The 22,213-nt window shown below is 34.5% G+C and carries 18 protein-coding genes, 3 pseudogenes and 1 riboswitch; of the genes and pseudogenes, 7 read left to right on the forward strand and 14 right to left on the reverse strand.

The features are described from left to right. Nucleotides 1-37: 37 nt before the first annotated feature. A pseudogene (locus DQN49_RS00565) lies at nt 38-417 on the reverse strand (DoxX family protein). Nucleotides 418-533: 116 nt separating this feature from the next. Further along, nucleotides 534-2,273 (reverse strand): protein-disulfide reductase DsbD, encoded by a 1,740-nt coding sequence (locus tag DQN49_RS00570; RefSeq protein ID WP_006995546.1) that lies wholly within the window; start codon nt 2,271-2,273, stop codon nt 534-536. Nucleotides 2,274-2,464: 191 nt separating this feature from the next. Between DQN49_RS00570 and arcA the strand changes: the two genes are divergently transcribed. Beyond that, complete coding sequence (gene arcA, locus DQN49_RS00575; protein ID WP_006995545.1) at nt 2,465-3,175, forward strand: two-component system response regulator ArcA; 711 nt, start codon at nt 2,465-2,467, stop codon at nt 3,173-3,175. 178 nt (nt 3,176-3,353) lie between these two features. Further along, nucleotides 3,354-3,464, forward strand: a riboswitch (glycine riboswitch). A gap of 111 nt (nt 3,465-3,575) precedes the next feature. Beyond that, nucleotides 3,576-4,946 carry an alanine/glycine:cation symporter family protein gene (locus tag DQN49_RS00580; protein WP_006995544.1) on the forward strand — a complete coding sequence of 457 codons (1,371 nt, stop codon included), beginning with the start codon at nt 3,576-3,578 and terminating at the stop codon, nt 4,944-4,946. 58 nt (nt 4,947-5,004) lie between these two features. On the opposite strand, the gene DQN49_RS00585 is transcribed toward DQN49_RS00580, so the two are convergent. Further along, nucleotides 5,005-5,742 (reverse strand): epoxyqueuosine reductase QueH, encoded by a 738-nt coding sequence (locus tag DQN49_RS00585; RefSeq protein ID WP_006995543.1) that lies wholly within the window; start codon nt 5,740-5,742, stop codon nt 5,005-5,007. A 50-nt stretch (nt 5,743-5,792) separates the two neighbouring features. After that, on the reverse strand, nt 5,793-6,782 hold the full coding sequence (gene ispB, locus DQN49_RS00590) for an octaprenyl diphosphate synthase (protein WP_006995542.1): 990 nt from the start codon (nt 6,780-6,782) through the stop codon (nt 5,793-5,795). 212 nt (nt 6,783-6,994) lie between these two features. Between ispB and rplU the strand changes: the two genes are divergently transcribed. The 4 genes from rplU (at nt 6,995) to cgtA (ending at nt 9,784) form a co-directional block, all read left to right on the forward strand. After that, nucleotides 6,995-7,306, forward strand: a complete 312-nt coding sequence (rplU, locus tag DQN49_RS00595; protein WP_006995540.1) for a 50S ribosomal protein L21 — start codon at nt 6,995-6,997, stop codon at nt 7,304-7,306. Between the two features lie 20 nt (nt 7,307-7,326). Then, nucleotides 7,327-7,584 carry a 50S ribosomal protein L27 gene (gene rpmA / locus DQN49_RS00600; protein ID WP_005539872.1) on the forward strand — a complete coding sequence of 86 codons (258 nt, stop codon included), beginning with the start codon at nt 7,327-7,329 and terminating at the stop codon, nt 7,582-7,584. A gap of 79 nt (nt 7,585-7,663) precedes the next feature. After that, a complete protein-coding gene (locus tag DQN49_RS00605) occupies nt 7,664-8,584 on the forward strand; it encodes a DMT family transporter (protein ID WP_006995539.1) in 921 nt (306 codons plus the stop codon). Nucleotides 8,585-8,611: 27 nt separating this feature from the next. Then, nucleotides 8,612-9,784 (forward strand): Obg family GTPase CgtA, encoded by a 1,173-nt coding sequence (gene cgtA, locus DQN49_RS00610; protein ID WP_006995538.1) that lies wholly within the window; start codon nt 8,612-8,614, stop codon nt 9,782-9,784. A gap of 69 nt (nt 9,785-9,853) precedes the next feature. Here the strand turns inward: cgtA and ndk are convergent, their stop codons facing one another. Both ndk and pepB read right to left on the reverse strand, forming a co-directional pair. Next, a complete protein-coding gene (gene ndk / locus DQN49_RS00615; RefSeq protein ID WP_006995537.1) occupies nt 9,854-10,276 on the reverse strand; it encodes a nucleoside-diphosphate kinase in 423 nt (140 codons plus the stop codon). Nucleotides 10,277-10,285: 9 nt separating this feature from the next. Then, nucleotides 10,286-11,590 (reverse strand): aminopeptidase PepB, encoded by a 1,305-nt coding sequence (gene pepB / locus DQN49_RS00620; RefSeq protein WP_013527300.1) that lies wholly within the window; start codon nt 11,588-11,590, stop codon nt 10,286-10,288. Between the two features lie 149 nt (nt 11,591-11,739). Between pepB and DQN49_RS00625 the strand changes: the two genes are divergently transcribed. Beyond that, the gene (locus tag DQN49_RS00625) at nt 11,740-12,966 is read left to right on the forward strand and encodes an O-antigen ligase family protein (protein WP_006995535.1); all 1,227 of its coding nucleotides are present in this window, start codon (nt 11,740-11,742) and stop codon (nt 12,964-12,966) included. Between the two features lie 35 nt (nt 12,967-13,001). Here the strand turns inward: DQN49_RS00625 and rfbB are convergent, their stop codons facing one another. From rfbB to glnA, 8 genes and pseudogenes are all read right to left on the reverse strand, one after another. Beyond that, nucleotides 13,002-14,006: a dTDP-glucose 4,6-dehydratase gene (gene rfbB, locus DQN49_RS00630; RefSeq protein WP_005651396.1), complete on the reverse strand. Its 1,005-nt coding sequence runs from the start codon at nt 14,004-14,006 to the stop codon at nt 13,002-13,004. Between the two features lie 71 nt (nt 14,007-14,077). Next, nucleotides 14,078-15,490: an undecaprenyl-phosphate galactose phosphotransferase WbaP gene (wbaP, locus tag DQN49_RS00635; protein WP_006995534.1), complete on the reverse strand. Its 1,413-nt coding sequence runs from the start codon at nt 15,488-15,490 to the stop codon at nt 14,078-14,080. Continuing rightward, nucleotides 15,483-16,396: pseudogene (gene siaA / locus DQN49_RS00640) on the reverse strand (sialyltransferase SiaA). Before siaA ends, wbaP begins: the two are co-directional and overlap by 8 nt. Before the next feature lie 105 nt (nt 16,397-16,501). After that, nucleotides 16,502-17,110 (reverse strand): EpsG family protein, encoded by a 609-nt coding sequence (locus DQN49_RS00645; protein WP_223395636.1) that lies wholly within the window; start codon nt 17,108-17,110, stop codon nt 16,502-16,504. A 108-nt stretch (nt 17,111-17,218) separates the two neighbouring features. Further along, nucleotides 17,219-18,103, reverse strand: coding sequence for a glycosyltransferase family 2 protein (locus tag DQN49_RS00650; RefSeq protein ID WP_032826300.1), 885 nt, complete (start codon nt 18,101-18,103; stop codon nt 17,219-17,221). Nucleotides 18,104-18,107: 4 nt separating this feature from the next. Beyond that, the gene (locus DQN49_RS00655; protein WP_005651378.1) at nt 18,108-18,860 is read right to left on the reverse strand and encodes a glycosyltransferase family 2 protein; all 753 of its coding nucleotides are present in this window, start codon (nt 18,858-18,860) and stop codon (nt 18,108-18,110) included. Next, a pseudogene (locus tag DQN49_RS00660) lies at nt 18,841-19,383 on the reverse strand (flippase); the annotation flags it as partial. The gene DQN49_RS00655 and the pseudogene DQN49_RS00660, both read right to left, overlap by 20 nt. A gap of 1,223 nt (nt 19,384-20,606) precedes the next feature. Then, a complete protein-coding gene (glnA, locus tag DQN49_RS00670; protein WP_013526236.1) occupies nt 20,607-22,025 on the reverse strand; it encodes a glutamate--ammonia ligase in 1,419 nt (472 codons plus the stop codon). Nucleotides 22,026-22,213 lie beyond the last annotated feature (188 nt).

Below are 22,213 nucleotides of genomic sequence, written 5' to 3' on the forward strand. Positions count from 1 at the left end.
GCAAAAATAAGGATAAAATTATGAAACTACAACTAAACTACTTTTTAAAAAACTTATTATCTAAAGCACAAGCACCTGCGCCAGAAAATACAAAATATAGAAAGAGAAGTGAGTAAAGTAATGCAAGCTCGCCGCCATTTGCAATTGGGAAAAATAGGTTTCCTTTTCCTGCTACGTGGAGAAAGAAATAGGCATATGCCATTTCCCCTGACAAAATAAACGCGGCTTGGCGTGTACATAAACCTAAGATTAATAAAATGGAACCCACAATTTCAATTACGCCTGCCACTAGTAGCATTGGATCGCAGAAATTGGAAATTCCAAAAATTTTGCTGTGCCGTGTAAAATAAACATATAAGCGGCAACGATACGTAAAAATGCCAAGAAATACGGGTGATATTTTTCAAGATTGTTCATTTTGCTTTCCTTTCGTTTAAAGATAAATTAAAACCTAGCTATAGTAATGATTAGCTATTTGTTAAATAAGATGTATAACAGAAAAAAAGTTTTTACTTATTGTAAATAATTCTAACTTAATGCAAGGCTTTTAACCAATTGGAAAAAGCATCAGCATCCATAAAGCCCGTTACTCTACTTCCTTTAATTTCATTATTTTGCTGATCAAAAAATAAAATCGTAGGCAATCCCATCACATTAAAGCGTTCCATTAATGCTTTATTTTCTGGGTTATTCTTTGTCATATTCACTTGTAACAATAAGATATTTTGAAATTGCTGTTGCACTTGTGGATCTGAAAACGTCAGCTTTTCAAATTCTTTACAAGCAACACACCAATCCGCGTATAAATCCAACATAGCAATTAAATGCGGATTTTCCGCTAAAGTGCGGTCAAGTTCTTCAGTATTTTTAATTTGCTTAAATTTAACCTGAGAAACAGACTTATTTTCTACCGCACTTTGTGTTGTAGTCTGAGTTTGCCAAATCCAATTTGGCAGGGGTTGTACAGTAACCATAGCCAACGCAAAACTAATAATTTTAATAGCATAGCCAAAACCGTTCTTAGACATCTGCAACGCAAACCAAATAAAAAATACTGTCGCTAACCCAGCCCATAAGCGAGGCTCCCATACTTCAGGCAAAATACGAGAAAGTAAAAATACAGGTAACGCCAACATAACAAAGCCGAATGTTTGTTTCACTGTGTTCATCCACTCACCTGATTTGGGCAAAATTTTATTACCAAACAATGTGATTAACATTAGCGGCACGCCCATACCAAGTGCGAGCAAATAAAGGGTTGCTGCGCCTGTGAATAAATCGCCACTTTGTGCCACATAAAGTAAAGCACCAGAAAGTGGCGCAGATGTGCAAGGCGATGCCACCAGCCCAGCAATCATTCCCATTGCAAAGGCTCCGCCAAAAGCACCCGAAGTTTGTTTTTGGCTCCACGTATTTAGTTTATTTTGTAAGCTATTTGGCAATTGAATAGTAAATAAGCCAAACATTGAAAGGGCAAGCACAACAAATAAAATAGAAAGCCCTATCATCACATAAGGATGTTGCAAGGCGATTTGAAACGGTAAACCGATGGCTGCCACTGCAAGACCTAACAAAGTGTAAGTCAGAGCCATGCCTTGAACATAAAGAAAAGCTAAACTAAACGCTCGCATCATATTTGGACGTTGTTGCTGACCGATAACAATAGCAGAAAGCAACGGTAACATTGGCAATACGCAAGGCGTAAAAGCCAGTCCCAATCCTAATACAAAGAAACCAAAAATTGCCCATTTACTATGGAATAAACCATCAGCTAAACGATCTTGTTCAGATAAAAGTGCGGTATTTTTTTCAACTGTTTTTTCGACAATTTGCTTTTGAGAAACGGCTAAATCCCCAATTCGTAATACTTTAGTTTCAGGCGGATAGCAAAAACCTTCGGTACATCCTTGATAAGTGATTTCAACCTTATCATCAGCATTATTAAATGCGCCCCTAAATATGCCATCAATTGAGTGAGTAAAAACTTTTACTTCGCCAAAATAAGGATCTTGATGTAACTCCGCCGCCTGTTGGGTATGTAAAGAGAGAGGATTTGATTTACCGACTAACTCAGCACTAATTTTATCTTGATACAAATAATAGCCATCGGCAATATCCCAATGGGCTTGTAACTGGCTTTTATCTGTAGATAAAGTAGCAGAAAAAGCAAAAGCATCATCTACTTTTAAAAAGGTTTGTTTTTTATCGAATAAACCTGAATTAGCCGCAAAAGCGGTGAAAATCAGCGTAAAAAAAAGAAAGAGTTTTTTCATAGAATTAAGTATAAAAATATAGATTCTCGAAATTCTATCACAAAGAAAGTTGAATACCTAAAACTATGATTTAGATCACAAAAACGAAAATCAAGTAAAAAATCACCGCACTTTTTTATTGTTACAATAATGTTGCACAGATAGAATGATAGCTTTGATAGCATACGCCAAAATAAGTATAAGGATGGAAAATGACTACTCCAAAAATTCTCGTTGTTGAAGATGAAATTGTCACTCGAAATACGCTTAAAGGGATTTTTGAAGCGGAAGGATATGATGTGTTTGAAGCAGAAAATGGTACTGAAATGCATCATATACTGGCAAATCATAATATTAATTTAGTTGTGATGGATATTAATTTACCAGGTAAAAATGGCTTATTATTGGCAAGAGAGCTCGGCGAAGAACTCAACTTGCCGCTTATTTTCTTAACTGGTCGTGATAATGAAGTGGATAAAATTCTAGGGCTAGAAATCGGTGCCGATGATTATTTAACCAAGCCTTTTAACCCTCGAGAATTAACTATCCGCGCGCGAAATCTATTGCATCGCACAATGCCACAGCAAGAAAAAGAAAATACATTTGGTCGAGAATTCTATCGTTTTAACGGCTGGAAATTAGATTTAAATAGCCATAGTTTAATTACGCCAGAAGGGCAAGAATTTAAACTTCCTCGCAGTGAATTTCGTGCAATGTTACATTTCTGTGAAAATCCAGGGAAATTACAAACGCGCGAAGAATTACTAAAAAAAATAACGGGTCGTGAGTTAAAACCTCAAGATCGTACGGTGGATGTCACAATTCGACGTATCAGAAGACATTTTGAAGACCATCCAAATGCCCCAAATATCATTATGACAGTACATGGTGAAGGATATCGTTTTTGTGGAGATATTGAATGAACTAGGTTATTTAAAAATTCCTTTTTGAAATTTATTTCCCATTTTGATAGAATCCATACGCTTTCATTGTGATTGCCACAATGAAAAGTGAGTTCGGATGAAGGTAGCTGGAGAGCGGGGAATAGACCCCACACCGACGATGTAAAATCTTTCAGGTGCGATGGCAGGGACTGTTACTGGACGAACCCTTGGAGAGATCCATTTTAGAAATGGACGCCGAAGGCGCAAAAGAGCGGTTAATTTTTCAATCGTTTTTCAAACGCTCAGGCAAAAGGACAGGGGCAAAAGACAATCTATCGTAAGTGTGGAAATTATCTATCTTTTTACCGCACTTTCTTTTCTATTGTATCTTTTCGTCTTCTTGTCGTGTTTATTTTTGATTTAAACGACGAGGAATCATATGACAATTGAGTCAATTCTTTCAGCTATTGATAGCTTTATTTGGGGCGCACCGCTACTTATATTATTATCTGGCACAGGGCTTTATTTAACATTACGCTTAGGTTTTATTCAAATTCGCTATTTACCACGTGCGCTGGGTTATTTGTTCAAAAAAGATAAAGATGGAAAAGGTGATGTGTCATCTTTTGCCGCACTTTGTACCGCATTAGCAGCAACGATTGGAACTGGGAATATTGTGGGCGTTGCAACTGCGGTACAAGCAGGTGGACCAGGTGCTATTTTTTGGATGTGGCTAGTCGCCTTATTAGGAATGGCAACAAAATATGCTGAATGTTTACTCGCAGTTAAATACCGTGTTCGCGATAAAAATGGCTTTATGGCTGGCGGTCCAATGTATTACATTGAACGCGGGCTAGGTATCAAATGGTTAGCAAAATTATTTGCATTATTTGGCGTAATGGTTGCCTTTTTTGGAATCGGTACATTCCCTCAAGTCAATGCGATTACTTATGCAATGCAAGACACTTTTAATATTCCAGTTTTAGTTACAGCAATCATTGTTACGCTTTTAGTCGGCTTAATCATTCTGGGCGGTGTAAAACATATCGCAACCACATCATCGGTAATTGTGCCGTTTATGGCTATTTTATACGTCACGACTTCACTAGTTATCATCCTTTTAAATCTAGAAAAAGTACCAGATGCGATCTCATTAATTATTTATAGTGCTTTTAATCCACAAGCTGCGCTAGGCGGGGCTGTTGGCTTTACCGTAATGAAGGCTATTCAATCAGGCGTCGCCAGAGGCATTTTCTCCAATGAATCTGGTTTAGGAAGCGCACCAATTGCAGCCGCAGCGGCACAAACTCGTGAGCCTGTCCGTCAAGGTTTAATTTCTATGACAGGAACATTTTTGGATACCATCATCGTTTGTACGATGAGTGGTATTGTATTGGTATTAACGGGGGCGTGGAACAATCCTGAATTAGCAGGTGCCACAATAACAAACTACGCATTCTCACAAGGTTTAGGCATGTCAATTGGCGCAACGATTGTAACAGTAGGTTTATTATTTTTTGCATTCACAACTATTTTAGGCTGGTGTTACTACGGTGAACGTTGCTTTGTTTATCTCGTTGGTATTCGTGGCGTAAAACTATATCGTTTAGCTTATATTATATTGGTTGGATTAGGCGCATTCTTACATTTAAATTTAATATGGATTATCGCCGATATCGTAAATGGTTTAATGGCTTTCCCAAATCTTATCGCGCTTATTGGATTGCGAAAAGTGATCATTGAAGAAACAAAAGATTATTTTCAACGTTTAAAAATTAATCATTATGATCAAGATGAAGTGATAAAATAGTGAAATAAAAGGTGCTGTTCAGCAAATTCTGTGAAACAACACCTTTATTTTTCTATTTTTAATCAGCACTATAATACAATTTTCCGATTTCAATTTTTTGACGACCCGTCTCTTCTCGCCATTTATTACTATCACGTAAAGAATACACACAACCGCAATATTCCTGTTGATAAAACCGCTCACGCTTACTAATTTCAATCATGCGTTGCGAGCCACCTTCCTTGCGCCAGTTATAATCCCAATAAATAACATCATCATATTTTTCCGCCGCACGATGTCCACAGCCATTGATTTGATTCATATCCTTCCAGCGAGAAATACCTAGGCAACTAGTAAATACAGGGAAACCATGTTTATGAGCATATGCAGCAGCTTTTTCAAAACGCATATCAAAACACATTGTGCAGCGAATACCTCTCTCAGGCTCCCATTCCATACCCTTAGCACGATCAAACCAATTTTGACGATCGTAATCAGCATCAATAAATGGAATACCAAATTTTTTTGCAAAACGGATATTTTCTTCTTTACGAATCAAATATTCTTTGAGTGGATGAATGTTTGGATTATAAAAATAAATTGTAAATTCAATGCCTGATGCAAGAATTGCTTCCATCACTTCGCCAGAGCAAGGCGCACAACAAGAATGCAAAAGGAGCTTATTGTGTCCATCTGGCAACTCAAGTTTTTCACGAATAAAAGGTGCGTTAGGATCCTTACGGATTTTTTGTTTTCGCGGTTTAGCTTGAAAATTGACCGCACTTTTTTCTAGTTTAGGTTGAAGTTCTGTATTCATAAAGTTTAATTAAAATTAATGGGTATCAAGTATATAAGCTAAATTATGGACTAATAATTTCTATCTACAGACAAATATGCCAATGAAATCAACGCTTGTTTATATTCACTTTCTGGCAAAATTTCGATTGCATCCACTGCTTTTTGAGCCTCTTCTTTTGCACGATTCATTGCATAATCTAAAGACTTATGCTCAGTCATAATAGCTAATACTTCATCAATTGCTTCACGTTTACCGCCTTGCTCAATCGCTTCGCGAATTAAAGCCGCCTGTTGAGCATTTCCATGACGCATAGCGTGTAGTAGAGGAAGGGTTGGTTTTCCTTCAGCTAAATCATCGCCTACATTTTTGCCTAGAGCTTGCGCATTTGCACTATAATCCAATACATCATCCACGAGCTGAAATGCAGTGCCAAGATAACGCCCATAATCTTGTAACGCCTTTTCTTGAGCTTCTGTTCCACCGGCAACAATTGCCGCAGCCTGACCAGCCACTTCAAACAAACGCGCAGTTTTGCTATAAATTACACGCATATAATTAGCTTCGCTCGTTTCGGGATCATTAACATTCATTAACTGCTGAACTTCGCCTTCCGCTAAAACATTAGTCGCATCAGCCATAATACTTAAAATTTTCAATGATTCTAACTGTGCAACTAATTGAAATGCACGCGTATAAATAAAATCGCCTACCAACACACTCGCCGCATTGCCAAATTCAGCATTCGCCGTAGCACGCCCACGACGCATATCAGATTCATCTACGACATCATCGTGTAACAAAGAAGCGGTATGAATAAATTCAACAAAAGTAGCACAAGTAATTGAATTAGATCCTTCAAACCCTAAAGATCGTGCTGCGAGAACTGCGATCAACGGACGGATCCGCTTACCACCACCTTGAACAATATAAAAACCTAACTGTCCTATTAGCGGTACATCTGAATTAAGCTGAGCAAGAATATTTTGATTAACTTTTTGCATATCAGGATCTGCAAGTTTCTGGATCTCGTCTATGCTCATAAGATCTTGTTTCTTCATTTTTCATCATTTATCAGTCAAAAGTGCGGTGCATTTTACCCGAATTTTCAGACTTTCTGAAATCAATCCGCAAATGAAGGGAATTTTTTTATTTTATTATAAATAAATTCTTGCCATAGGTAGGATTTTTCCGTAGAATTTGCAACCTATTTATATGAATTTTTAAGTGTGGACTGCTAAAAAGCAGGAAAACACAATTAAGCGGAGTATTTATGTACGCAGTTTTCCAAAGTGGCGGTAAACAACACCGTGTGAGCGAAGGTCAAGTTGTTCGTTTAGAAAAACTTGAACTTGCAACTGGCGCAACAGTTGAGTTCGATTCTGTGTTGATGATCGTTAATGGTGAAGATGTTAAAATTGGTGCACCAGTAGTTGCTGGTGCAAAAGTAGTGGCTGAAGTTGTTGCACAAGGTCGTGGCGAGAAAGTTAAAATCGTTAAATTCCGTCGTCGCAAACACAGCCGTAAACAACAAGGTCATCGTCAGTGGTTCACAGAAGTGAAAATCACTGGGATTCAAGCATAATTTCAGAGGAGATCAAGTAGATGGCAACTAAAAAAGCTGGTGGTTCAACTCGTAACGGTCGCGATTCTGAAGCTAAACGCCTTGGTGTTAAACGTTTCGGTGGCGAATCTGTATTAGCAGGTAGCATTATTGTTCGCCAACGTGGTACTAAATTCCACGCAGGTAACAACGTAGGAATGGGAAGAGATCACACCTTATTCGCAACTGCAGATGGTAAAGTTAAATTTGAAGTAAAAGGCGAGAAAAGCCGTAAATACGTAAGTATTGTTACTGAATAATTTAAAATCTATTCCATTGAAACGCCCTACAATTTTGTGGGGCGTTTTGTCTTTTTAATTTCACATAAGCGAGCAAGCAATGAAACAACAACCTTTATTAGGCTTTACCTTTGCGCTTATTACCGCTATGGCTTGGGGGTCATTGCCTATTGCCTTGAAACAAGTTTTGTCTGTAATGAATGCGCAAACTATCGTATGGTATCGTTTCATTATTGCTGCAGTTTCATTATTGGCTTTACTTGCTTATAAAAAACAATTACCTGAATTAATGAAAGTTCGCCAATATGCGTGGATTATGCTTATTGGAGTAATTGGTCTTACCAGCAATTTTCTATTATTTAGTAGCTCGCTGAATTACATTGAACCGTCAGTTGCACAAATTTTTATTCATTTATCCTCTTTTGGAATGCTCATCTGTGGTGTACTGATTTTCAAAGAAAAATTAGGGTTGCACCAAAAGATCGGACTTTTCTTATTATTAATTGGTTTAGGCTTATTCTTTAATGATCGTTTTGATGCATTTGCTGGACTAAATCAGTATTCAACAGGTGTCATTTTAGGTGTAGGGGGTGCTCTTATTTGGGTCGCTTATGGAATGGCGCAAAAATTAATGTTACGTAAATTTAATTCACAACAAATCTTGCTAATGATGTATTTAGGTTGTGCCATAGTCTTTATGCCGATGGTTGAATTTTCGCAAGTACAAGAACTCACACCTTTAGCTCTGATTTGTTTTATTTACTGCTGTTTAAATACCTTAATTGGATACGGCTCTTATGCGGAAGCACTTAATCGTTGGGATGTATCAAAAGTCAGTGTTGTTATCACACTTGTACCTCTTTTCACGATCCTATTTTCTCATATTGCGCATTATTTTAGCCCAGCAGATTTTGCGGCACCGGAATTGAATAATATTAGCTATATTGGCGCATTTGTTGTAGTATGCGGGGCAATTTTATCCGCAATTGGACATAAATTATTACCGCATAAAACTCATTAAAGTGCGGTTTATTTTGGAGAAGTTTTAATGAAATTTATTGATGAATCCCTTATTCGAATTGAGGCTGGGGATGGTGGCAACGGTTGCGTAAGTTTCCGTCGAGAGAAATTTATACCGAAAGGAGGCCCTGACGGTGGTGACGGTGGCGATGGTGGCGATGTCTATTTACAGGCTGATGAAAACCTCAATACCTTAATTGACTACCGTTTTAATAAACGCTTTGCCGCAGAGCGTGGAGAGAATGGACGGAGTTCAGATTGTACAGGACGTCGCGGTAAAGATATTATTTTACCTGTTCCCGTAGGAACTCGTGCTATTGATAATGACACCAAAGAAACCTTGGGAGATTTAACCCAACACGGTCAAAAAATGTTGGTAGCCAAAGGCGGTTATCACGGTTTAGGGAATACCCGTTTCAAATCATCGGTAAACCGTGCACCGCGTCAAAAAACAATGGGAACACCGGGTGAAAAACGCGATTTATTATTGGAATTAATGCTACTTGCTGATGTGGGAATGCTCGGTTTTCCTAATGCAGGTAAATCCACTTTTATTCGTGCCGTTTCAGCCGCCAAACCAAAAGTTGCAGATTATCCATTTACTACCTTAGTACCAAGTCTCGGTGTTGTGAAAGTGGACGACTCACACAGTTTCGTAGTCGCTGATATTCCAGGATTAATTGAAGGGGCTGCAGATGGTGCAGGGCTAGGAATTCGCTTTTTAAAACATTTAGAACGTTGTAGAGTGCTTATTCATTTAGTCGATATTGCTCCAATTGATGGATCTAATCCAGCAGATAATGTCGCTATTATTGAATCTGAACTTTTCCAATACAGTGAAAAATTATCAGAAAAGCCACGTTGGTTAGTATTCAATAAAATTGATACGATGAGCGATGAAGAAGCTGAAGAGCGGGTTCGAGAAATCACCGAACAATTAGGTTGGGAAGAAGACTATTACCTAATTTCAGCTGCAACAGGGAAAAATGTTCCACCACTTTGTCGTGATATTATGGACTTTATCATAGCGAATCCACGCGAAGCTGAAACACAACAAGTTGCACCTGAAGAAGTAAAATTCAAATGGGAAGATTATCATCAAGAACAACTAGCTGAGCATCAATTTGATGATGACGAAGATTGGGATGATGATTGGACTGAAGAAGATGATGAAGGAATTGAGTTCATCTATAAACCTTAAGAAGGTCTGATTTTATAAGTATTAAAAATTTAAAAGCACCTAAAACTTTTAGGTGCTTTTTGCTATCAATTAACGCTCAAAAATTTCACAATCAGTAAAGAAATAAGCAATTTCACGATTTGCATTTTCTATACTATCTGATCCGTGAACCGAATTCTCACGCTGACTTAATGCAAAATCTTTACGAATTGTCCCTTCTTCTGCAGTTTCTGGATTAGTTGTACCAATCAAAGTGCGGTAATCTTTCACTGCATTTTCTTTTTCAAGAACAGAAACCACTATCGGCGAAGACATCATATAATCAACTAAAGGAGCAAAAAATTCTTTGCCTTGATGCTCTGCATAAAAGCCTTCAGCCTGCTCACGAGTTAAGCGTACCATTTTAGAGGCTATGATTTTAAAGCCATTTTGCTCAAAACGAGTTAAGATTGCTCCAATTAGATTACGCTTTACCGCATCAGGTTTAATAATCGAAAAAGTTCTTTCTGTCATCATATCTCCTTACTTCAATGATTTTGATAACATTAAATTTGCTAAAGTTTGCACACCAATCCCTGTTGCCCCAACAGCCCATAAATCACTACTCGATTTACGATAAGTTGCGGAACAATCAATATGCAACCAATTTTGTTGATAATTTTTTACAAAATACGATAAAAATGCCGTTGCTGTACTTGCCCCCGCTCCAACTGGAACAGAACCAATATTAGCAATATCGGCAAAAGATGAATTAATTTGTGAGCGATGAAAATCTTCAAATGGTAAACGCCAAAAAGGTTCATTTTCTTCTTTTGCTGATTGGAAAATATTCTTCACGAGATCATCATCCATAGATAATACCGAATGATAGTCATTTCCTACTGCCATTTTTGCTGCACCAGTTAAAGTTGCACAATCAATAATAAAATCTGGATTTTGGCTGTCCGCTTCAATCAATCCATCAGCCAACACCAAACGCCCTTCAGCGTCAGTATTCAGCACTTCTGCTGTCACGCCATTTTTATAAGTAATAATATCGCCTAGTTTAAAAGCATTATTGCTTACCAAATTTTCTGCACAACATAAATACAGTTTAACGCGTTGATTTAATCCGCGAGCGATAGCGAAACCTAATGCCCCCGTTAATAATGCTGCCCCACCCATATCGGTTCGCATTGTGCTCATTCCATCACTTGGTTTGATACTGTAGCCGCCACTGTCAAAAGTAATCCCCTTACCAACTAAACAAGCTAACACTGGCGCATTCGGATCTTGTGTTGGATTGAAATCAAGTTGCAACATAGCTGGCAAGTTGGCAGAGCCTTTACCCACAGTCCAAATTCCGTGATAACCTTGTTGCTCAAGTTCCTCACCAGAAATAATCTTAAAACTTACCGCACTTTTTTCATTATAAATATCAGCTTGGTTTAAAATAAATTCAGCCGCACGTTCTGCTAATTTTACTGGAGTTAGGCTTTGTGCTGGCTCATTAATAATCCCACGTACAAAATCACCACATTCAATACGCGCTAATAATTCATCTTGTAGATCATGATCCAAATGAGGGAACTCAATCCCGTAATCTTGTTTTGCGGTATAAAAACCTTGATAAAACGCCCAGCAAAATTCTAAATCCCATTCTTCACCGAGCAATTCCACATCTTTAATTCCCTGCCCACGCAATTTACGAGCAGCTTGTTGAACTAAAGTGCGGTCAGTTTTTTCATTATTTTTTAAATGAATTGTTGCTTTATTAGAGTCAAAGCTCAAAATAGCATTTTTTCCCCAAGCATCATTCGCTAAGTTATTTGAAAGTGTAATTTGCATATCTTCCCCATACATAAAACAAAAAAGGATTAAAAAAACTATACCAGTTTTATACCTAATTTCACATCATTCAATCATAAATAACAAGCATTTTACAAATATTTAAGGTAGAATCTACTCAATTTAAGTTTGCACATGCTTTTATTCGTATGATTCAAGAAAAACATCTAACGTTTACAATTAACCTCTTAGTTTCTCTATTTTTCTTAACCGTTTTAATCGTTCCAAAGGGCTATAACTATGCACCAATAATATTAAGCGCGATTGGATTGATTTATTTCATACCATTAAAGAAAAAACTATCTTTTAGCTCTGAAGATAAAAAACTGATTTTTTCTTTTTTATTTTATTTCTCCACATTCTTATTATCTATCATTATCAATAAAGATGGGATTAGAGAAATAGATAATCCAAGCCGACTTCTATTATTCATTCCTCTACTACTTTTATTCAAAAACTTTCCAATAAAAAGGAAAACAATTTTATACGCAATTCCTTCTAGTGCATTAATTACTGGATGCGTTGCTTTATTTCAGAAGTTTGTATTAGGGTATGAAAAACCATTTCCTGAAACAATGCACATACAAATGGGCAACATTGCGATCTCTTTAGCCACATTCACCCTTGTTATCACTCTTCACTTCTTCATCAAAAAACAATATAAGTCTACATTATTTGGGTTTGTAGCCAGTATACTTGCTATCATGACTAGTGCATTATCTGGGGCTAGAGGTGGATGGATTGGCTTACCCGTTGTAATTGGTATAATTTTATTTCTATACAAAGAAGACATTAATAAGAAACTTATTATAACTTTAGTTACAGTTATTACCATTGGATTAACCGCACTCATTGCCAATCCTAAATTCGGAATTGAAAAACGATATAACGCAGCAAAATCAGATATTGTTAGCTATTTAGAAAAAAACAATAGAAACACCTCATTAGGTGCGAGATTTGACATGTGGGAAAATGCCTTAATTGCTATAAAGGAAGCACCTATCTTTGGCCATGGGAGTAATGGATACGAGGAGTTTAGACATAAACAAGTAAAATCTAAACAAATGGCTAAAACCACTTTAAATTTTGGCAGTTTACATAATCAATATTTAGAATCTTGGGTGAAACGTGGTTTAGTTGGATTTATAGCATTAATCCTGATTATTCTAGCTCCAATATTTTTCTTTATTAAAAATTTAAACACCCATAATTTAGAAACAAAATGTATTTGTATTTTAGGAATTATACATATTGTTTCCCATATATTTTATTTCACAAGCCAGTCATTCTTGGCTCATAACTCAGGCAATATTTTTTACTTCTTCAACTATCTTATATTTTATTGTCTAATAAAAAGAGAAAAAATCACAAGATAGATAAACATTCTTATCTTTTACCCTATTTAAGAAGATTAACTGTTAAACAAATACCATTGTACCGTCTGGCTAAGTCCTCGTTCAAAGGTTATTTTCGGTTGCCAACCTAATTCTGCATGAATTTTGGAACAATCCAATGAATATCGCACATCGTGACCAGGTCGGTCTTTTACAAAAATAATTAAATCATCGTAATACTTAATATTATTAGGCTTATTTGGTGCAAGTTCTTCGAGTAATTGACAAATTGTTTTAACCACTTCAAGGTTTGTTTTTTCACAATTTCCACCGATATTATAGTTTTCCCCGACTCGACCTTTTGTTAAAACTAAATATAAGGCTTGAACATGCTCTTCCACAAATAACCAATCGCGAATCTGCTGCCCATCACCATAAATTGGCAAAGGCTTCCCCATCAGTGCATTTGAAATCACTAAAGGGATGAGTTTTTCCGGATGTTGGTAAGCTCCATAGTTATTGGAACTGTTTGTAATAATCACCGGCAAGCCATAAGTGCGATGCCAAGCATAAACTAAATGATCACTCGCTGCTTTTGATGCTGAATAAGGGCTGCTTGGATGATAAGGAGAATATTCGGTAAAAGCAGGTTCTGAAAGAGATAAATCACCATAAACTTCATCAGTAGAAATATGGTGGAATCGAAAGGTCGTTTTTTTAGCTTCGTCTAAGGTATGCCAATAATTCTTAGCAACCTCTAACAACGTATAAGTACCAACGATATTGGTTTGAATAAAATCAGCTGCTCCAGAAATAGAACGATCGACATGACTTTCTGCCGCCAAATGCATCACTGCATCAGGCTGATATTTCTCGAAAACGCTTTCTATCGCCTTAAGATCACAGATATCAATTTGCTCAAAAGCATAGCGAGGATTATTTTCAACCTCTTTCAAAGCTGATTGATTTGCCGCATAGGTCAGTTTATCAATATTGATAACGGAATCTTGAGTCTGATAAATGATATATCGAATAAGAGCGGAACCGATGAAGCCGGAACCGCCGGTGATTAAAATATTCATCTTGTTGAGTTAATAAATTTAAAGTAATACAAATAGAAGAAATCTCGCTTAAGAAATAATTAAATAAAACATTAATAAGCTCCATCTCGTTTTAAAACTACATTTACAGTTTTGAACAAAATAGCAATATCATTCCAAAGTGACCAATTTTTTACATACCAAGAATCAAAATAAATGCGAGTATTATAATCGACATTATTACGTCCGCTGACTTGCCAAAGCCCTGTCATACCGGGTTTTGCCATTAAGTAATAATCTACGTTTTCTTCATAACGCTCTAACTCATCAATTACAATTGGGCGAGACCCAACTAAACTCATTTCACCTTTTAAAACATTAAATAATTGAGGTAATTCATCTAAACTTGTTTTGCGAATAAAAGCACCGATTTTAGTAATTCGAGGATCATTCTTTAATTTAAAATCTTTTTCCCATTCTGCTCTTGCTTGAGGATCTGTTCTTAGCAATTCATCAAGCACCTCTTTGGAATTTACAATCAAGGATCTAAACTTTAAGCAGTTAAATGTCTTCCCATTACGACCAATTCGAGGATGTCCATAAATAGCATTACCACCATCTTTTTTTACTGCAAAATACAGATAAAGCAACACAGGGGAAAATATAATAATAGCTAAGGAACCAACAATATCCATGGTTCGTTTCAAAATACGAGAAGATAGTTTAGCCAAATTATTATTCATTCGTAATAACATCATTTCGTGGCTAAACATAAAAGACATGTCCGTACTATATAAAGGTAAGCCTCTCAATGTAGGAATAACAAAAACAGAACGATATCCATTTGTGGAAAAATAACGTAACCAATTATTTCTATCTACCTCTTCATCATCTTCCAATGCAATAATAAATTGATCTGTTTTTTTAGTTACTGATGTCCAAGAGGACATATTATTTAACATAGGAATATTTAATTCCTTTACATTATTACTAATATTAGAAACTGAAATAAAATACGTAACATGAAACCCTAAATAAGGTTCATCTCTTAATGCATTATAAACATCAAAAGCATTATCCCCAGAACCAATCACAATTGTATCTCTAAGAAACCAACCTGATTTTATAAGAAATTTCTTTACTAAAACTCTCGCCAATGGAAAAAGTAGAAAGGTAATCCCCCATATAAGCACCCATAAATAGCGAGAGAAATACAATTTAGAAAATGCAACAATTGCAAGTTCAAAAACCGCAAAGATAAGAAGTGTTCTAAAAATCTCTTTTAACTCAAACCAAAAAGGTTTTCTATAAGTATAATGTCTTAGCCTAATAGCAAACCATCCAACACAAAGAAAACCTAAAAGCGTATGAATGTAATATCTATCATCTATTTCGTAAATAGGTAAATATTGATCATATCCATGATGATAATAGGATATTATTAGTAAAGATAATGAAAAAGAAGCATTAAATGTAATAAAATCTAATAAAGCTAAAATAAATTTAGACAAAAATAACTTATTCATATTCTATTCTTCCAAATCTTGATAATAATTTATGGTGTATTTTTGTACCATAAAAAATAATATTTTCTTTTGGGTATACATATACAGCCGTTGAGAAAATTGTTACCACTTTTTCAAATCTTATGCCTAATACATCTAAAATCTCAGATGGGTAATTTTCACTAAAAACCTCAATATTAGGGAAATAATTTCGATAGTTTGTAGTTTCTCTTGGATGTGTTTTAATTACAAGTTTCTCTTGATCATAATTTCCTATGATAGTTTTATAAAGAGCGATTTTCTCTTCCTCAGTTAAAACATTATCTTCTGAAAGTGGCTGTGTAAATAAAACGATACTTTTATGCTTTAAATTTTCTAATTTATTTTTATCTACACTTAGTAAAAATAAAATCTCATCTTGCTCTTCTTTTGTTTTATTTTTCCAAAGTTGATGAATATTAATTACTTCAACTTTTTCTTTAATACAATCAGGAATATTATCATTCCTTGTTAAATAAATTTTCTTAACATTTTTATGCATTCCAAATTTAGGTAGTGAAAACAATCTATTTTTTAAACTTCTTTTATAATTTTTAGTTTGATAGTTCTCAGTACCATCTTCAATTAAATAAAAAAGACATTTACTTAAAAAAATGAAGAGCCTAAAATATGGTCAGCACCATAAACAACAGTTTTTTTAAATTCTATTTTATTTTTATAACAAAAATATATTAATTTAATTTCAGAAATAATTTTTTTAAATAGTAAATCAAAGATGGAATAAGCACTATGAAACTCAAATGCAGATTTAATTTTAGATTCAACTTTATTAGAAAATATAAAAACATCCCCTAATCTCCTTTTATCTATAAGAAGAAATAAAAATAACATCCTCATACTACTGATAATTATTACTCTTTTATTCATTCTCCCTCCTGAAATATGTTAACTGTCTTATAGTTTAATTCATATGGAAAATAATTTAGCTTATTAGTTAACAGATGAATATCATGAATATTCTTAACAAAAATACTAAGTTAGAAAAAACATATATAAAATAATAAGTAATCTATCTCTCTTAAATTTTAAGTTACAAATTAGAACAGAGAAAAATATTGCATAAGATACCAATAAAATTCCTGAAACCCTATTTGCTAACACTCCCACATTAGAGAATATAAAGAAAAGACTAACATATAAGAGCAGTAAGTTAGAATAAGTATAGGGGATTCTTTTATAAAATAGGAATAGTATAAATAATTTATCCTCATGGATCATCAGTATGATAGCATAATATATTATGCACATTGCCACACCTTGTCTGTGCACACTAAAAATATATTCTAAAAATATAAAAGAATAGAAAATAAGCAACTGTATATTTCTATATAAACCAGTATTGTTTATTGCCTTATATAGAAAAAGGAACATTGCAAAGACATAAAAAACAAGAAAAACAAGGTGTTCATCAGTAAAGTATTTAATTACTGATTCAAAAAACAAATAACCATACTCAATATCATGAACATTATCCTTAAAATAAGAAATTGATATCTTATTTATTGGTAACACTTGTTTAAATAATTCTTCATATTGAAAATACTCTTCACCTACGCCATATCTAAAAACAGTAAAAAAAATAGATAATTAAAATATTAAAAATAAAGAGTTAGCTAGATAATTTATTATATTTTAACCCCATCAACAAAGAAAGAGAAATAAATAAAAACAATACCAAGCAAATAATCATTAATAATATAACCTACCATCAACAAATTTAATATATCTAATTGTTTTATCTGATACTACCTTTCTTTTTAAACTAAAAATTTCTGATAATACTTTTACAATATCTAGAATTTCTCCGTTCATTTTTACAAGATAAAAAATAGACCAAACAAAATTAGAAGTTAATCGATATCTCATTGGCATATATCTATTTAAAACAATAAGTTGATTTCTATATCTAAAGAAGTTTTCCTTTTTTCTCATCATTCTTCCATTTGGTGAAACCTTATGATAAATCACAATATCACTTGCATAAAGTATCTGATAGCCTGCTTCTAAAATCCTAAATGACAAATCTCTTTCTTCACCACCATATAGACCAAGATCCTTAGGGTAAAACCCCGCTTTTTGATAGACTTCTTTCCTTGTTGCATGCCCAGCACCAATAAAATAATAAGTCAGTAAATTCTGTGAAAAATCTAACTTTTTATTACCATGTGGGATCTCGTGTGATAATGCTTTACGAGTAAAATAGTTTTTAATATTAAAGGCTAACGCTCCTACTTTAGCATTATTTGCCATATAATCAGTCACTTTCTGAATTAAAAGAATAATATCTTCAATTTCAATATCGTCATCAAGTGTAATTAAAATATCTCCTTGAGCTTTTTCAATTAAAAAATTACGTCCTTCAGCAACACCTAGATTCTCACCGGTATGAAAATAGCTAAATAAAATGCTACTATTATTTTCTACAATAGAAGATAGAGCTGTTTCCAACTCTCTTGCTGGATTATTATCAAGGAAAAGTAATTCAATTTTTTTACCATGATATTTATTGACACATGCAAACGTTTCCAATACTTCTTGATAACGCCCGAAGCTAATAATAAGTAATGAAATCATATTTTTATTTCTTGTATTTAATAAATCCATTATAGGCATAGAGGATAAAATAATAAATTGATTTTACTACACCTAGTTTCTCTCTTTTAAAATAGATATTAAATGTCCAGATTGCACTTTTAAATTTATTTGATGAAACGCTGACTTTACCGATTCTTACAAATGAACTTGCCTGATGGCTATATAGTATAGATTGTTTAACTTCTTTTAAACAATCCAAAAAGAAGGCATAATCTTCGTGTTTAATATTAGGAAACCTAAGTAATTTAATAGATGCTCTTTTAACAAGTACGGTCATTATTTTAAATTGGTTACCTTGTAATAAGGTTAAATAATCAATTTTTTTACTAGTCGTAACTAATTTTATCTGATTTCCTTCCAAATCACAGAAAGCATAGTTGCCATGCGTCATTACAAGATGATTTTGCAACATAAAATTAAGTTGTTTTTCTAATTTATCATTTGCAATAAAATCATCACTATCTAAGAATGTAATATAGTCACCTTGTGCTTTTTCTAACCCTATATTTCTTGCCGCTGCAGGCCCTTGATTAGTTGGGGTAAAGAAAAGTTTAACCCGCTTATCTTTATCAATGATGTTATTTATTATTTCAATACTTTTATCTGTTGAACCATCATCAATTAAAATTAATTCAATGTTTTGATAAGATTGATTTAAGCAAGATAAAATACCTTGATTAAGGTAACATTCTGCATTATAAACAGGCATTATTATACTAATGAGTGGCATATTCATTTTCTTCTACTCTTTTTGTTATTTTATATAATACAGGTAAAATCCCCAATGCCCCCAATACACTAGCATAAGGAATATAAACCACATCCGTAAAAATTAATCCCCCCAATGCTCCCAAGTAAATCATTGTTGATAATACAGAGCAAAACGAAATTTCTTTAGTTTTTCCGTGATAAAACAAATAATTTACTAAGAACAAATAAGGGATGGTTAAACTCGTAGAGAGTAAGAATACTATAATGTAGTATTTTACCCCGATAAAATGTTTGCCTAAGAAGAACAATAGCCATTGTTCCGGAACAATTAAGGTAACAAGTGATGGAATAGGCACAATCAATAATGAAAGTAACGACCGTCTATGTAAATCTTTTAACTTAACACTACCTTGTTTTAATTTCTCAAACAGATAGGGAACAAGCGCTTTATTTATCGCTAAAATAAAAACTGATAAGATAAATGCAATTTGCGCTCCCATTGCATATAAACCTAATTCCGCTTCGCTAAAGCGATGAAAAATATGGATTATCCATTGCAGGCAAACATTTTCGGAAAGCATCATAAATTTTGCTAGTACACCAGCTATAACAGGGAGTTAATATTTTAAAGATAATAACCGCTCCCGTACTGATAAAAATAGCCTTTTTCTTCATGACTGCTTTTTATTAGTTTGTATAACCGAACCTAATAAAATAAAGAAAGTGGGTAACAGAATACCGATAATAAACCCGATAGCAAGAATCAACGCCCTCTTAGGATTATCTTTAACCACAGGATAATCAGGAGAGCTTAAATAATAATACGTTTTTACATCCTCAACTAATTCCAATTGTGAAGCTAATTTATTTAATTTAAATAACTGTCTATCTGTAATATAATAATTAGCTGGGTAAACAACAGGTGTGTTTTTAGCAATATCTAGTTGCGCCTGTAAATATTTTTCAGCGAGTATAAATAAATATGTACCATCTGCTAATTTAGAATCAGAGATATTATTTCCTCTTGAAAAATCTTTAATACCCGCTTTTTTAGCAATATCTAACGCATTTGTTAAGTTTTCAACTTGAACCTTTTTTGCTTCTGTTAGATTCTCTTCAATTTATTCTTTACTAAATCTCAGCTCATCTAAACGGAGGTTAAATCCCTGTTTAAACTCTTGGTTTGTTTGGTTAAGACTATATTGATTTACAAAATTTACATACTCTGTCAATACAGATTGTGCATATTTTAGAGTTTCTGCTGAAAAGGTAATTTTTAAAGCTATTTTATCCAACTCAGTTAAATCTTTTTTCTTCGGATCAATTTCGTGAACAACTAAATACTTAGAGACTACATTTTCAATATAAATATGTCTTTATTCTTCTGTCATCTCCTTAGTATAATTTTCACCCATACAGATTGTTTTAAGAACTGGCGTTTTAAATCTCTAGAAAGAAGGAAGTGCCTAAATTGACCATACAATGAACCTGATAACGCTACAGAAGAAAATTCACTGTCGCCAATAATGTGGCATATTCCACACGTGTAGGCAGTAAGTTACCGAAATCGGTTGAACGAGGCACAACCCAATATCAGTTGAAGTCCACTGCTCTTTTGCCGTACAGGCCTATACGCCAGCTATTGCTATGAATACGCAGAAAAGCTCCATTAAATCAATCTAGTCATTCTTTTGAGAAGAAATCTTAGTCATATTTACTCCTTTAAAAAAATACGGCGAAATTTCACCGCATTGTTCTTGTTTATATATCATTACGCATAATACATTTCAAATTCAACTGGATGTGGTGCCATATTTAAACGTTCCACTTCTTTACGTTTGATACTGATAAACGCATCAATAAAATCGTTAGCAAATACGCCACCTTGAGTTAAAAATTCATAGTCTTTTTCTAATGAATTCAATGCTTCTTCTAAAGAGCTTGCAACCGCTGGAATATCTTTTAATTCTTCTGGAGGAAGATCGTAAAGATTTTTATCCATCGCATCGCCTGGGTGGATTTTGTTTACCACGCCATCAAGACCTGCCATTAATAATGCAGCAAATGCTAAATATGGGTTTGCCAATGGATCTGGGAAACGCGCTTCTATGCGAATCGCTTTCGGATTGGTTACAGCGGGAATACGAATTGAGGCAGAACGATTGCTTGCAGAATAAGCCAACAATACTGGTGCTTCATAACCAGGCACTAAACGTTTATATGAATTAGTACTTGGATTAGTGAACGCATTTAAGGCTTTAGCGTGCTTAATGATACCGCCGATGTAGTAAAGTGCGGTTTCAGAAAGGCCTGCATATTTATCGCCTTGGAAAATATTTTTTCCTTCTTTACTTAATGACATATTACAGTGCATACCCGAACCATTATCTCCAGTAATTGGTTTGGGCATAAAACACGCCGTTTTACCGTGCTCTAATGCAACGTTTTGTACGACATGTTTATAAATTTGAGTTTCATCCGCTTTTAAAGTTAGCGTATTAAATTTAGTCGCAATTTCGTTTTGCCCTGCAGTCGCCACTTCATGATGATGGGCTTCAATGACTAATCCCATTTCTTCTAAAATCAAGCACATTTCAGAACGAATATCGTGCGCACTATCAATCGGTGCAACGGCACAATATCCACCTTTTTTCAATGGGCGATAAGCGTTATTGCCTTCTTCATATTTTTTATTCGTGTTCCAAGCAGCTTCTATATCATCAATAGAAAAAGACGCTTTATTCATTGATACATTAAAACGCACATCATCAAATAAGAAGAATTCAGGCTCTGGACCAAAAAAAGCTTGATCAGCAATACCTGTTGAACGCATATAATTTTCTGCACGAATTGCAATAGAGCGCGGATCGCGATCATAGCTTTGCATTGTCGTTGGTTCATAAACACTACAACGAATAGAAAGCGTTGGGATTTGTGCGAATGGATCAACAACTGCCGTTTCAGCCATTGGCATAAGCAACATATCGGCTTTATTAATGGTTTTCCAACCTTCAACAGAGGAGCCATCAAACATCTTGCCGTCTTCAAACATATCTTCATCAACAAGGCTAACTGGGATAGAAACACCATGTTCTTTACCTTTAATATCGGTAAATCGAAGAAGTACAAATTTCACATTATTTTCTTCAATTAGCTTAAATACATTGGCGATTGCATTTGCGTTTGGCATTAGAAAATCCTCTATGGTTAGTCTTATTAAGATAAGCACACATTATAACGTAGCCATACTATTTTTTCATGAAATTTATTTTTCTTATTCTAGCCATAGCAGAAAAAGAAAAATACATGTATAATTTTTGCCTTTTCGACAAATGTAGAAATGTAGGGTGCAATTCATTGCGCCATTTTTTATGTAAC

Origin of the sequence: Haemophilus aegyptius (assembly GCF_900475885.1) — a bacterium.
Lineage (GTDB): Bacteria > Pseudomonadota > Gammaproteobacteria > Enterobacterales > Pasteurellaceae > Haemophilus > Haemophilus influenzae.

Excerpts from the sequence above, each read along its gene's own strand:
- DQN49_RS00570 (WP_006995546.1), bottom strand. The coding sequence starts at position 2,273 with ATGAAAAAACTCTTTCTTTTTTTTACGCTGATTTTCACCGCTTTTGCG.
- arcA (WP_006995545.1), top strand. The coding sequence starts at position 2,465 with ATGACTACTCCAAAAATTCTCGTTGTTGAAGATGAAATTGTCACTCGA.
- DQN49_RS00580 (WP_006995544.1), top strand. The coding sequence starts at position 3,576 with ATGACAATTGAGTCAATTCTTTCAGCTATTGATAGCTTTATTTGGGGC.
- DQN49_RS00585 (WP_006995543.1), bottom strand. The coding sequence starts at position 5,742 with ATGAATACAGAACTTCAACCTAAACTAGAAAAAAGTGCGGTCAATTTT.
- ispB (WP_006995542.1), bottom strand. The coding sequence starts at position 6,782 with ATGAAGAAACAAGATCTTATGAGCATAGACGAGATCCAGAAACTTGCA.
- rplU (WP_006995540.1), top strand. The coding sequence starts at position 6,995 with ATGTACGCAGTTTTCCAAAGTGGCGGTAAACAACACCGTGTGAGCGAA.
- rpmA (WP_005539872.1), top strand. The coding sequence starts at position 7,327 with ATGGCAACTAAAAAAGCTGGTGGTTCAACTCGTAACGGTCGCGATTCT.
- DQN49_RS00605 (WP_006995539.1), top strand. The coding sequence starts at position 7,664 with ATGAAACAACAACCTTTATTAGGCTTTACCTTTGCGCTTATTACCGCT.
- cgtA (WP_006995538.1), top strand. The coding sequence starts at position 8,612 with ATGAAATTTATTGATGAATCCCTTATTCGAATTGAGGCTGGGGATGGT.
- ndk (WP_006995537.1), bottom strand. The coding sequence starts at position 10,276 with ATGACAGAAAGAACTTTTTCGATTATTAAACCTGATGCGGTAAAGCGT.
- pepB (WP_013527300.1), bottom strand. The coding sequence starts at position 11,590 with ATGCAAATTACACTTTCAAATAACTTAGCGAATGATGCTTGGGGAAAA.
- DQN49_RS00625 (WP_006995535.1), top strand. The coding sequence starts at position 11,740 with ATGATTCAAGAAAAACATCTAACGTTTACAATTAACCTCTTAGTTTCT.
- rfbB (WP_005651396.1), bottom strand. The coding sequence starts at position 14,006 with ATGAATATTTTAATCACCGGCGGTTCCGGCTTCATCGGTTCCGCTCTT.
- wbaP (WP_006995534.1), bottom strand. The coding sequence starts at position 15,490 with ATGAATAAGTTATTTTTGTCTAAATTTATTTTAGCTTTATTAGATTTT.
- DQN49_RS00650 (WP_032826300.1), bottom strand. The coding sequence starts at position 18,103 with ATGATTTCATTACTTATTATTAGCTTCGGGCGTTATCAAGAAGTATTG.
- DQN49_RS00655 (WP_005651378.1), bottom strand. The coding sequence starts at position 18,860 with ATGAATATGCCACTCATTAGTATAATAATGCCTGTTTATAATGCAGAA.
- glnA (WP_013526236.1), bottom strand. The coding sequence starts at position 22,025 with ATGCCAAACGCAAATGCAATCGCCAATGTATTTAAGCTAATTGAAGAA.